General features: G+C 52.1%; 15 protein-coding genes. 13 read left to right on the top strand and 2 right to left on the bottom strand.

The genetic code is table 11. From position 1 onward, the window contains the following. Positions 1-52: 52 nt before the first annotated feature. Together ACOTZD_RS14440 and ACOTZD_RS14435 are read left to right on the top strand one after the other, a co-directional pair. A complete protein-coding gene (locus ACOTZD_RS14440) occupies positions 53-1,300 on the top strand; it encodes an SIR2 family anti-phage-associated protein (RefSeq protein ID WP_421636327.1) in 1,248 nt (415 codons plus the stop codon). Then, positions 1,287-3,101 (top strand): ATP-binding protein, encoded by a 1,815-nt coding sequence (locus ACOTZD_RS14435; protein ID WP_421636326.1) that lies wholly within the window; start codon positions 1,287-1,289, stop codon positions 3,099-3,101. The genes ACOTZD_RS14440 and ACOTZD_RS14435 overlap by 14 nt, the downstream gene beginning before the upstream one ends. A 330-nt stretch (positions 3,102-3,431) precedes the next feature. Here the strand turns inward: ACOTZD_RS14435 and ACOTZD_RS14430 are convergent, their stop codons facing one another. Beyond that, the gene (locus tag ACOTZD_RS14430) at positions 3,432-4,457 is read right to left on the bottom strand and encodes a phage portal protein (RefSeq protein ID WP_368958397.1); all 1,026 of its coding nucleotides are present in this window, start codon (positions 4,455-4,457) and stop codon (positions 3,432-3,434) included. Position 4,458: 1 nt separating this feature from the next. Next, complete coding sequence (locus ACOTZD_RS14425) at positions 4,459-6,228, bottom strand: terminase ATPase subunit family protein (protein WP_421636325.1); 1,770 nt, start codon at positions 6,226-6,228, stop codon at positions 4,459-4,461. A 165-nt stretch (positions 6,229-6,393) separates the two neighbouring features. Here ACOTZD_RS14425 and ACOTZD_RS14420 point away from each other — a divergent pair, with 165 nt between their 5' ends. The 11 genes from ACOTZD_RS14420 (at position 6,394) to ACOTZD_RS14370 (ending at position 12,068) form a co-directional block, all read left to right on the top strand. Continuing rightward, complete coding sequence (locus tag ACOTZD_RS14420; protein WP_421636324.1) at positions 6,394-7,248, top strand: GPO family capsid scaffolding protein; 855 nt, start codon at positions 6,394-6,396, stop codon at positions 7,246-7,248. Positions 7,249-7,303: 55 nt separating this feature from the next. After that, the gene (locus ACOTZD_RS14415) at positions 7,304-8,371 is read left to right on the top strand and encodes a phage major capsid protein, P2 family (RefSeq protein ID WP_421636323.1); all 1,068 of its coding nucleotides are present in this window, start codon (positions 7,304-7,306) and stop codon (positions 8,369-8,371) included. Positions 8,372-8,374: 3 nt separating this feature from the next. After that, complete coding sequence (locus ACOTZD_RS14410; protein WP_250128949.1) at positions 8,375-9,130, top strand: terminase endonuclease subunit; 756 nt, start codon at positions 8,375-8,377, stop codon at positions 9,128-9,130. A 99-nt stretch (positions 9,131-9,229) separates the two neighbouring features. Beyond that, entirely contained in the window at positions 9,230-9,736 is a 507-nt protein-coding gene (locus ACOTZD_RS14405) for a head completion/stabilization protein (protein ID WP_050870929.1), read from the top strand. Beyond that, a complete protein-coding gene (locus ACOTZD_RS14400) occupies positions 9,736-9,939 on the top strand; it encodes a tail protein X (protein WP_023209074.1) in 204 nt (67 codons plus the stop codon). Before ACOTZD_RS14405 ends, ACOTZD_RS14400 begins: the two co-directional genes overlap by 1 nt. Beyond that, on the top strand, positions 9,930-10,151 hold the full coding sequence (locus ACOTZD_RS14395) for a hypothetical protein (protein ID WP_014170137.1): 222 nt from the start codon (positions 9,930-9,932) through the stop codon (positions 10,149-10,151). The genes ACOTZD_RS14400 and ACOTZD_RS14395 overlap by 10 nt, the downstream gene beginning before the upstream one ends. Continuing rightward, positions 10,135-10,644 carry a lysozyme gene (locus ACOTZD_RS14390; protein WP_250128948.1) on the top strand — a complete coding sequence of 170 codons (510 nt, stop codon included), beginning with the start codon at positions 10,135-10,137 and terminating at the stop codon, positions 10,642-10,644. Before ACOTZD_RS14395 ends, ACOTZD_RS14390 begins: the two co-directional genes overlap by 17 nt. Then, positions 10,641-11,066, top strand: a complete 426-nt coding sequence (gene lysB / locus ACOTZD_RS14385) for an Rz-like lysis system protein LysB (protein WP_250128947.1) — start codon at positions 10,641-10,643, stop codon at positions 11,064-11,066. The genes ACOTZD_RS14390 and lysB overlap by 4 nt, the downstream gene beginning before the upstream one ends. Then, complete coding sequence (gene lysC, locus ACOTZD_RS14380; protein ID WP_250128946.1) at positions 10,954-11,199, top strand: Rz1-like lysis system protein LysC; 246 nt, start codon at positions 10,954-10,956, stop codon at positions 11,197-11,199. The genes lysB and lysC overlap by 113 nt, the downstream gene beginning before the upstream one ends. Beyond that, positions 11,162-11,629, top strand: a complete 468-nt coding sequence (locus ACOTZD_RS14375) for a phage tail protein (RefSeq protein ID WP_250128945.1) — start codon at positions 11,162-11,164, stop codon at positions 11,627-11,629. The genes lysC and ACOTZD_RS14375 overlap by 38 nt, the downstream gene beginning before the upstream one ends. Next, entirely contained in the window at positions 11,622-12,068 is a 447-nt protein-coding gene (locus tag ACOTZD_RS14370; protein ID WP_250128944.1) for a phage virion morphogenesis protein, read from the top strand. The genes ACOTZD_RS14375 and ACOTZD_RS14370 overlap by 8 nt, the downstream gene beginning before the upstream one ends. Positions 12,069-12,120 lie beyond the last annotated feature (52 nt).

Genomic DNA, 12,120 nt, shown 5'->3' with positions numbered 1-12,120 from the left:
ATTCTGAATGCAAATATTTAACCCGCCCAGAATCTTTTTGAAAGGGATGTTTATGCTCATATATCAAGGTGGTAAGGAAATTGATGAGGATGATTTCCGTTCTCATGTTTATTCGCTGTGCCAATTAGACAATGTTGGAGTGCTCTTAGGTGCCGGCGCTTCGGTTGGTTGCGGTGGGAAAACCATGAAAGAAGTCTGGCAGTCCTTTAAGCAAGATCATCCAGATCTTCTATCGCTTCTTATAGAACGTTATCTTCTCGTTTCTAAGACTGATTCAGATTCTGATTCAGTAAATGTCGAGCTTTTAATTGATGAAGCAACAAAATTTTTATCAGTAGCTAAAACAAGACATAATGAGGCTGAAGAAAAAGAATTCAGAACGATATTAAGTGCATTATACAAAGGAGTAACTAAAGCAGCGTTATTAACAGGTGATCAATTCAGTCAAAAAAATCAAGGAAAAAAAATACAGTTTAAATATCACAAAGAATTAATATCAAAATTAATTTCAAATCGGCAGCCGGGTCAGTCAGCACCAGCACTTTTTACAACAAATTATGATTTGGCTTTAGAATGGGCTGCGGAAGATCTCGGTATTCAGCTGTTCAACGGCTTTTCAGGGCTACACACAAGACAGTTTTATCCACAAAACTTTGATTTGGCTTTTAGAAATGTCAATGCGAAAGGAGAGGCTAGGTTTGGTCACTACCACGCCTATCTTTATAAACTGCATGGTTCCCTCACATGGTATCAAGATGACAGTTTGACAGTTAATGAAGTAAGTTCTTCTCAAGCTTATGATAATTATATCAATGAAATTATAAATGGTGATGATTATTATCGAGGCCAGCATTTGATTTATCCCGGAGCAAACAAATATAGCCATACAATCGGGTTTGTTTATGGTGAAATGTTTAGAAGGTTTGGGGAGTTCCTTTCGAAATCCCAAACGGCTCTTTTCATAAATGGTTTCGGTTTTGGTGATTATCATATTAATAGAATAATATTAGGTGCGCTTTTAAACCCTTCTTTCCATGTTGTTGTGTATTATCCAGAATTAGCCAAGGCTCAACTCAATGTTGAGGCTGGTACTGCTTCGGAAGGTGAAAAAGCAATAATTACATTAAAACATTTAACATTAAATCAAGTGACCGTCGTAGGAGGCGGAGGTGATGCTTACTTTGATAGTTTTGTAAAACATCTACCATATCCAGTTCTTTTCCCTCGCGAAAATACTGTAGACGATTTGGTTGAAGCCATCTCAAAACTGTCTAAAGGAGAAGGTCATGTCCCATTTTAAACTATCAGAGCTTTCTGCTATCGGCTATGTAGTTGGGTTGGAAGGTGAAAAAATTAGAATAAATCTTCATGAAGGTTTACAAGGAAGATTAGCATCACATAGGGATGGGATTAGTTCGGTTACTCAACCAGGAGATCTTATTGGTTTTGATGCAGGTAATATACTGGTGGTTGCTCGCGTTACGGATATGGCATTTGTTGAAGCGGATAAAGCCCATAAGGCTAATATAGGAACTTCAGATATAGCGGATATGCCCCTGAGGCAAATCATTGCCTACGCTATAGGTTTTGTTAAAAGGGAGGTTGACGGGTATGTATTTGTTTCTGAAGATTGGCGATTACCAGCACTGGGGGCTTCTGCTGTCCCTTTAACCACTAACTTCTTAAACACTATCTATAGCATTGACAAAGGAGATTTAGATAAAGCAATTGAACTTGGAGTTGATTCACGTACAAAATCTGTACGAATATTGGCTAGTGTCGATAAATTGCTAACAAGGCATATAGCCGTATTAGGTAGTACTGGCTACGGTAAATCAAATTTCAATGCATTACTTACTCGTCGAATAGCTGAGAAATATACTAAATCGCGGATAGTTATTTTTGACATGAATGGTGAGTACTCTCAGGCATTTGTGGGACTACCAAATGTTAAACATACCATTTTAGGTAAGCGCCCAGACGGCGAAGTACCTCACTCACCTTTATTGCCGGGTGTCGCATACACAGAAAAATCGTATTTTTATAAGCAGATACCATATCAGGCACTTGGCTTTGCAGGTTTAATAAAATTATTGCGCCCTAGTGATAAAACTCAATTGCCAGCGCTGAGAAATGCTCTCAATGCTATTAACAGAACTCATTTCGATAAAAAAATATACTTCCTAAAAGATGCAAGTGGTAATTGCTTTAATATTTATGATGACTGTAGAGAAGATAATCAACTGCATCTTGCCGCTTGGTTAGCAGGTTTACGTAACAGAACATTGGATAAAGCTGGTAGGTGGGCACCATTTAAATGTTTAGCAAGTTTGGTAGCAGAGTTTGGCTGTGTAGCTGCGGATTCTAAGACGGGAGGAAGCAAGCGTGATGCATTTTGCTATGGTAATGTACTTCCTCTAATAAAAATCATACAGCAATTAGCGGACGATATAAGATTCAAAAATATTGTCGATATGAATGGTGGTCAAGTCTTGGCTGACAATGGAATGCATTGGGAAGCTGCTATGAAAGAAGAAGTGGACTATTTTTTTGGAACAGAAAAGGGAGAGCCAAATGGTTGGAATGTTCATATAGTCAATCTGAAAAATCTATCACAAGACCACGCTCCATTGCTGTTGAGTGCATTACTCGAAATGTTTGCGGAAGTTCTTTTCTTGAGAGGACAAAACAAAGCCTTTCCAACAGTGCTACTTCTTGAAGAGGCTCATCATTATTTGAGGGATCCCTACTCTGAGGTTGATGCACAAATCAAAGCTTACGAGCGTCTGGCAAAGGAAGGTCGCAAGTTCAAATGTTCCCTGATTGTAAGTACTCAGCGACCTTCTGAGTTGTCTTCTACAGTATTAGCCATGTGCTCGAACTGGTTCACATTGCGACTGACTAATGAGCGTGATTTACAAGCACTCCGTTATGCAATGGAAAGCGGGAACGAATTAATGATTCGCCAAGTTTCTGGCCTACCAAGAGGAGATGCTATCGCATTTGGTTCTGCATTTAATCTCCCTGTGAGGATTTCTATTCATCAAGCTGAACCCAGCCCACGTTCATCAGACGCAATATATTCTGAGGAATGGAAATAACCTTTTTTTCTTTGCTTGTTGCTTTGAATTAGGGGTGCATTAATTTGCATTCTGTTTACATGTCATGATTTGGATGCAATAGCCACACCTGGGGTTGCTCGGGGCTCCTGATACATCTGCATTAAAAGCATCTGGTTAAGCGGGCAGGCGAGGCGGGGATAGCACTGCGCGCCAGACGGAGTGACAGGATTTATTTTGCGCGTCTGTGCGCGTGGTGGCGGCGCGCTGAGCGATGAGGTCGAATCTCAGGCGGTGGCGGGGTTGCGTCGCGTGTGCGGCGTCTGACTTGCTCTGAGGGTGTGCCGCCCGGAGGCGGCATTTTGGGCGGGTTTAGTCGGTCTCGATGCTGTAATCCTTAAAGCGGATCACCTCCATTCCTAACCAATCATTAATCTCTTTAAACCGCTCCTGCAGCGGCGTCAGCTCGTTACGCACAAACACCCGCGCCACCTTCTCAATATCGCCCATTGAGCCGATATTCTCGGGCTTGCCGCCCATGAGCTGGAACGGTACGCGGTGCGCATCGAGCAGGTCGGCGGCGCTCACCTTCTTGATGTTAAAAAAATCATCCTTTGTTGCGACTTCACTCAGCGGCACGATCTTGATGCCATCCGGTTTCCCATTCGGGGCATAGAAAAACAGGTTTTTGAAATTCCCGAGCCCTTTCGAATCCCTCATCGCGGAGCGCAGCGACTCAACGTCAGTGCTGCTCTGCGCCGCGTCGGTGACGTACATGATGTAACCCGCGTGCGCGCCGTTCTGGTAATACTTGCGACGAAACAGCGTGGCGGATTCATTCAGCCAGGCTGAATTTAGCGCGCTAAGGTATTCCGGCATCCCGTAGAGCTCCTGATTGATGTCAGGCTCCAGCAAATGGCACACCGAGCCGGGCGCGAACTGGTGCGGGTGAGTGAAGTCCGACACGTACCAGTAAACGCCATCCTCGACGCCACGGCGGGTATATTTGGCCGGGGAGGTTTCCAGTTTAAAAAGCTGGCCGGTGACGCTCATGCGCTTTTCAAGATAGCCGTTTGCAAAGACCAGATAATCGAGCACAAGGCGGCTGAAATCCTGACGTGACAGCAACGGGTGCGGGATGTAGGTACTCGTCAGGATGTTGCGCTTTACGTAAATCGGAGAGCTGTGGTGCACGGCGGCGCGCAGGCTTTTCGCCAGCCCGGAGAAGTTGACCGGCGGCTCGTACCATTTGCCGTTATTAATGCATTCGACATAGTCGAGGATATCGCGGCGATCCAGAACGGGTGACGGTTCGCCAAAGGTGAACGCCTCGATTTTCTGCGGTTCGATGGCGGTCATGTTGGTCTGCTTTGTCTGTTTCTTTTGACGTTTTTTCATCTTAGTTAATGTCCAGAATTGAGCTTGATTGCATACCGCTACCGGCTGAAAGCGGCTCGTTTAACAGGGCGTGCATGGTCGCCCACGCGATATCCGCGTGGCTGGCTTCCTCACTGCGGCTGGCTTCATAGGTGGCGCTGCGGCCACTGCTGGTCATGGTTTTGCGGATAGCCATAAATGACTGAGTGATGTCGGTCGCACCGGCGTCATATTCCAGACATCCGCGCCTGATGGTGTCTTTTGCTTTCAGCACCATCGCGGTTTTCATTTCCGGCGTGTAGCGGATGGCGCGTGCCGCCGGGAAGAATGAGCGCACGAGCTGGTAAACACCCTGGCCGATGCCGGTCGCATCGATGCCGATATAGTCGACGGTGTATTTTTCGGTCAGCGCCCGGATGGCCTCGGCCTGCGCAGCAAAGTCCATGCCTTTCCACTGGTGACGCTCAAGAATGCGGAACTTGCCACCGGCAACCAGCGGAGGAGCCAGCACCGCACAGCCTGCGCTGTCGCCGGTGTGTGACGGGTCATAACCAATCCACACAGGACGCCAGTTAAACGGACGGTCGGCGAATGGCTCGAAGTCTTCCCATTCCTCCATCGCATCGACCATGCAACGCTGCAGCTCCTCGAACGGGAATACCGATGCCTTATCGTCGACGAACTCGCACATAAACAGGTTACGGAAGTCATCCGCGCTGTTTTCCTGCTTAAGCTGGTCAAGGTTAAACAGGGTACAGCCACCGGCAAGCGCGTCCTCAATGGTGACAATCTGCCGCCACTGTCCGTCACCGCACAGCACGCCACCGGCGAGCGCCTGATGACTGATATCGATGTCGACACGTTCGTCGCGGTTGCTGCGGCCACGGTTAAACAGCTCGCCTGACCAGAACGGATAAGCGCCGTGCGCCAGCGTCGACGGGGTCGAAAAATAGGTAGTGCGCAGGTGTGACTGCGAGGCCATGCCCGAGGCGACTTTGCGCAGCTTCTGGAAATTGGGTATCCAGAAAATTTCGTCGACGTACAGGTCGCCGTTGTGGCTCTGCGCGGTGTTGGAATTAGTCCCGAGAAAAATCAGCTCAGCGCCATTGTTGCCGATGACGATCGGGTCGCCTGACAGGTCGACGTCAACCAGACGGGCAAAGGCGATGATGTACTTACGGAACACGTAAGCCTGCGTTTTACTGGCCGACAAAAATATCTGGTTCTGCCCGGTCTTAAGCGCGCGCAGGAGGGACTCGCGCGCAAAGTAGAACGTCGCGCCAATCTGTCGCGATTTCAGGATATGACGGATGCGGTGCTCTAATCCCGCTTTATGCCAGCGGAGCTGATAGTCAAACGACTGGTCGAAGAAAATCTCTTCCAGCTTCTCAATTGCCTCCTCGCTGAAATAGTTTCGTTTCGGCTTTTTGCGATCCCCTTTGTTGCGGCTGGCGATCTTGGGATTTAAATCCACCTCGTTTCCGGTCTGGCCGTAGCGGTTCACGCGAGCAAGGCGCTCCATCTGGCGCGACAGAAAATCAGCGACCTTGAAGTCATGCGCCGTCAGGTCGGACTTAGCGTATATCTGAATGAGTCGCGCCTCTAACGTCGATTCCACGCGGTTAATCGGCGCGGTGTCCTCCCATCCATCACGCTGTTTCCAGCTTTGCACGGTAGGGCGCTTGAGCTGCAGTATGTCGCAGATTTGCGGCACGGCGAAGCCCTGCCAGTACAGCAATCGCGCCTGTCGTCGCGGGTCATTTAACAGTGAAAGGTCCGTTGAAATGGTCATGCTTACCTCGTTTTTTTCTCACGAGGCAAGGCTAATTAAATGGCCGGGTATTATCGCTAAACCCTTGTTGTGTAGGATCTAATCGGATCGCAATCGGTGGCTGATACGGGTCAGAGTCGGGAAACTAACCCCGACCCGAAAACCCAACATCAGGACACCTGAACAATGGCAAAGAAAGTTTCTAAATGGTTTCGCATCGGCGTCGAGGGTGACACCTGCGACGGCCGCGTCATCAGCGTCGATGATATTCAGGATATGGCCGACACGTTCGACCCGCGCGTCTACGGCTGCCGCATTAACCTCGAACATATCCGGGGGTTGATGCCTGACAGCCAGTTTAAACGTTATGGCGATGTGACCGAGCTTAAGGCGGAGATTATCAGCGATGGCTCTGCGCTCGATGGCAAAAAAGCGCTGTTTGGCAAAATTCAGCCGCTCGACGAGCTGGTCAGCATGGTGAAAGCCGGTCAGAAGGTTTACACCTCGATGGAGATCCGCCCGAACTTTGCCAACAGCGGCAAATGTTACCTCGTTGGCCTTGCCGTTACCGATGACCCAGCAAGCCTCGGCACGGAATACCTCGAATTCTGCAGCCGCGCCACGCAGAACCCGCTCGCCGGTAAAAAAGACCAGCCGGACGACGTTTTTTCTGTCGCCTCACTGGCTGAACTGGAATTTGAGGACGTTCCCGACACCATGCTCAACAGCCTGACCGACAAGGTTAAGGCCATCTTCAGCCGCAAACAGGCCAGCGATGATGCACGTCTCGCCGATGTGCATGAGGCTGTCACCACTGTCACCGAGCTGGTGCAAACCAACCTCACCGCCACCGACCAGCGCATCACCGAGCTGGAGACCGCTTTTGCGCAGCTTAAGCAGGACGTGACCAGCAAAGTCGATGAAAACGCGCAGGCGTTTACCTCACTGAAAAGCTCCCTCGACTGCACCGAAAGCCAGTGCCAGCCGCGCCGCGAGCTTTCAAAAGGCGGTACCGGCGACGAGCTGCTGACCAACTGTTGATAACCCGCCGGGCGTGCAGCCCGGCCTGATACCTATTACCCGAACAGGAATAACCATGCGTAAAGATACCCGCTTCAAATTCAATGCCTACCTGTCCCGCGTTGCGGAGCTGAACGGCGTTTCCACCGATGACGTGGCGAAGAAATTCACCGTCGAGCCGTCGGTCACGCAAACTCTAATGACCACGCTGCAGATGTCATCCGCGTTTCTGACCAAAATCAACATCGTGCCGGTCGATGAGCTGAAAGGCGAAAAGGTCGGGGTGGGCGTTAACGGTACGATTGCCAGCACTGCCGACACTGCCGGTGATGATGAACGTAAGACCGCTGATTTCACCGCGCTGGAATCCAATAAATACGAGTGCGCGCAGATTAACTTTGACTTCCATATCCGCTACAAACAGCTCGACCTGTGGGCGCGATTCCAGGACTTCCAGACGCGTATTCGTGACGCGATTATCAAGCGCCAGTCGCTCGATTTCATCATGGCCGGTTTCAACGGCATCGAGCGTGCGGCGACGTCCGACCGTAAAAAAAATCCACTGCTTCAGGATGTAGCCGTTGGTTGGCTGCAGAAGTACCGCAATGAAGCGCCAGCGCGCGTGATGTCAAAAATCACCGACGAGGAAGGGGCAGTGATTTCTGAAGTGATCCGCGTAGGTAAAAACGGCGATTATGCGAACCTTGACGCGCTGGTTATGGATGCCACCGGCAATCTGATTGACGAGATTTATCAGGATGACCCGGAGCTGGTTGTCATCACCGGGCGTAAGCTGATGGCGGATAAATATTTCCCTATCGTTAATCAGGAGCAGGCAAACACCGAGTCACTGGCCGCTGACATCATCATCAGCCAGAAGCGCATCGGCAACCTGCCAGCCGTGCGCGTGCCGTACTTCCCGGCAAATGCCCTGATGGTGACGCGTCTCGACAACCTGTCGATTTACTTCATGGATGACGCACACCGCCGCGCCATCATCGAAGAACCGAAGAAAGACCGCGTCGAAAACTACGAGTCAATGAATATCGACTACGTGGTCGAGGCTTACGCCGCCGGGTGCCTGATTGAAAACATCACGATCGGTGACTTCACCGCACCTGCAGCACCGGAAAGCGGAGAGTAAGCCATGACGAGTCCCGCAGCGCGTCACATGATGCGGGTCTCGGCCTCTGAAACTGCGCAGCGGGCTGCTGTCCCGCTGCGCAATGCAACTGCCTATGAGCAGATGCTCGTTAAGCTGGCCGCAGACAACCGCACGCTAAAACAAATCAGTTCAAAAGAGCGAAAAGCCGCGAAAAAACGCGAGCTGCTACCGTTCTATCTGCCGTGGGTAGCTGGCGTTCTCGAAAGTGGTAGAGGGGCGCAGGATGACATCGTCATGACGGTCATGCTGTGGCGTCTCGATGCTGACGATATCGCCGGGGCGCTGGATATTGCCCGTTACGCCATGACCTACGGCCTCACCATGCCGGTCGGCCGCCGTCCGACGCCGTGCCTGCTGGCCGAAGAGGTTACGCTCGCCGCGCAGCGCCTGCTCGCTGCAAAACAGCCGGTCGAACTGGCGAACCTGCTCGACACCATTGCGCTGACGGAGCGCGCGGATATGCCCGATATCGTGCGTGCGAAGCTGCACAAAATCACCGGCTACGTGCTGCGTGATGCGAAGCAACTGCCCGAGGCGCTGGCGCACCTGCAGCGTGCGATCCAGTTAGAAAGCACTATCGGGGTGAAAAAGGATATCGAGCAGTTAGAGCGTCAGCTCAGGCCAAAAGCCGAACCCGCCCCGAAAACCCAAAAGACTCAACCGCGCACGCGCAAACCTGCCGCTAAACCGGCGGCACGGCGCGGGCGTCCACCAAAGGCGGCAAAAGCCGCAGGTTAACCGAGCGCTCCCCGAGCCGGGCGGCACGCCGTTCAATGCGGGTATTCCTTACCCTGACAGCGAACGGCGTCCACCGCCCACCCATTACCCGAGGTTGTCATGACGACGCTGATTATTGAGCCAAAACAAGAGCCGCAGGATGTGCCGGGCGTGGTGATACCGCCACCGGGCGTGAGCGAGCCGGTAATCAAAAACACCCCGTTTTTTCCTGACGTGGATCCGAAGCGCGTGCGGGAGGAAATGCGGTTAGAACAGACCGTTTCCCCCGTGCGCCTGCGCCGGGCGATTAAGACCGCCATCGCGGAGACGAATGCGGAGCTGGGCGAATGGCGCGAGCGTCAGCTCGAAGCCGGTCACGCCACGCTGGCGGATGTCCCGACCGACCAGCTCGACGGCGAGAGCGTGCGCGTTTTCCACTATTTCAACGCCGTGTGTGCCATGACGACCGCCACGCTCTATGAGCGCTTTCGCGGCGTGGATGCGACCGCCAAAGGTGACAAAAAGGCCGACAGTATCGACAGCACTATCGATGAGATGTGGCGGGATATGCGCTGGTCAGTGGCGCGTATCCAGGATAAAGCGCGCTGTATTGTGGGGCAAATCTGATGAAAGCGTATGCGCTGCAGGGCGACACCCTCGACGCGATTTGTGCCCGGTATTACGGGCGCACCGAGGGGGTAGTCGAAACCGTCTTAGAAGCGAATCCCGGTCTGTCCGAGCTCGGCGTCATTCTGCCGCACGGCACGGCAATAGAGCTGCCCGAGACCGAGAGCGCGGCCAGAACCGAAACGGTGAATCTATGGGACTGAGCATGGAAAAAATCACCACGTTTATAGCCTACTGGCTGGCCGTTGCGCTGGCGTATCTCGGGGCAATTTCACCCGAAAAGATGGCGCTTTACGTGGGCGGCGGATGCGCCATTTTTACCGCGCTGACGAACTACTGGTTTAAGCGCAAAACCTATCTCTATCTGACGTCACTCGGACTCGATAAGGGGGCTATTCGTGAAATCAATCGTTAAAAAATGCAGTGTGGCCGCCGTGCTGGCGCTGGCAGCACTGGTGCCTGACTTTCGTCTGCTTAACACCTCGCCCGAGGGGCTGGCGCTGATTGCCGACCTCGAAGGTTGTCGCCTGACGCCTTACCAGTGCAGCGCGGGAGTGTGGACGTCGGGCATCGGCCACACTGCAGGCGTCGTCCCGAAAGGGGACATCACCGAGCGTCAGGCGGCGGCGAACCTTGTCGCGGATGTGATGAACGTCGAGAAACGTCTGGCCGTATGCGCGCCGGTGGAAATGCCGCAACAGGTTTACGATGCGCTGGTCAGCTTCTCATTCAACGTGGGAACCGGCGCGGCCTGCCGCTCAACGCTGGTCTCGTACATCAAGCGTCATCAATGGTGGCAGGCGTGCGACCAGCTCACCCGCTGGGTTTACGTGAATGGCGAAGTTAACAAAGGGCTGGAAAACCGCCGCGCGCGTGAGCGTGCCTACTGCATCAGGGGTATTCAATGAAAGTGATGTTGTTTTTACTGGCCGCGCTGATGGCGGTTGTGCTCTGGCAGCGCCATGAAAACGGCAACCTGATGCGCTCCTTTGAACGGGCAAACAAGGTGGCAGTTGAACAGAAATATGTGATCGGGATGCTGAAAAATCAGCTTTCCGTTTCGCAGGGAATTGCCAGGAAAAACGAAACCGCGCAGGTCACTTTACGCGGTGAGTTAATCGCCGCCGGTGCAATGGCCGTGCGACGGGAAGAAACCATTACAAGGCTGATAAATGAGAATGAAACGTTACGCCGCTGGTATAGCGACAAGCTGCCTGATGTTGTGCGCAGGCTGCACACCCGCGCCGGTTGCGCCTCCGCCGGTCATTGTTTACAGCGCCTGCCCGAAGGTGAGTTATTGCCCGATGCCGGAAAGCGATCCGGCCACTAATGGCGACCTGAGCGCCGACATTCGCAGGCTTGAGCACGCGCTCGCCGCCTGCGCGCTGCAGGTTGAAACCGTCAAAGACTGTCAGGATAAACTCGATGAAGAAAGCAATCAGCCTGCGCAAGGCGTTAACTGACGCCGTCCCGCAACTTAAAACCAATCCCGAGATGATGCGCATTTTTGCCGACGAGGGGAATATCGATGCGCGACTCGCGGCCTCGCTGTCACACGAAAAAAAATACACACTCAATGTGATCGTGTGTGATTTTGTTGGCGACCCTGATTTGATATTCGTGCCGGTGGCCGCATGGCTCAGGGAAAACCAGCCGGATATCTGCACGCTCGATGAGGGACGCAAAAAGGGCTACTGTTTCCTGATGGATTTGAACGACGAGGATAGTGTCGATATCAGCATCAGCCTGCAGCTCATCGAGCGCACCATCATTAAGGAGGAAAACGGCGCGCTGCATGTCAGTTATGCCCCGGAGCCGCCACTGCCTGAGCCCGTCACGCGCCCGAAAGAGCTCTATATCAACGGCGAACTGGTGAGCAAGTGGGATGAGTAACTTTAAGCCTTTTGATAACCAACTCGCCGGACTGCTTGCTGCCCTGTCACCCGCTGGGCGTCGAAAGCTTGCCGGTGAGATAGCAAAGCAACTCAGAACGGCACAACAGCAGCGTATCAAACAGCAAAAAGCCCCAGACGGGTCGCCCTATAAGGCAAGAAAACGCCAGCCACTTAGGGCAAAGACCGGGCGAATCAAAAGGGCGATGTTTCAGACATTGCGCACAAGCCGGTACATGAAAGCCAGTGGCCGTGAAAATAGCGCGGTGGTGGAATTTACCCGCAAGGTGCAGCGCATCGCGCGAGTTCATCAGTTCGGGCTAAAGGATCGGCCAAACGCTAGCGCGGAGGAGGTACAGTATTCAGAGCGACAGTTGTTGGGTTTTGGCAGACATGATGAAAAACTTGTTGAGAGGCTTTTACTCAAATGGATAGAATGAAAGCCTATCAATTCATAATGTTATAAACAAAATATCCCCTTTCCAAAGTCTT

This window comes from Enterobacter cloacae complex sp. SHL022, from assembly GCF_049237785.1.
GTDB classification, from domain to species: domain Bacteria; phylum Pseudomonadota; class Gammaproteobacteria; order Enterobacterales; family Enterobacteriaceae; genus Enterobacter; species Enterobacter hormaechei_C.
Note: the sequence above shows the minus strand (reverse complement) of the source record. Positions and strands in the feature narration are given on the sequence as shown.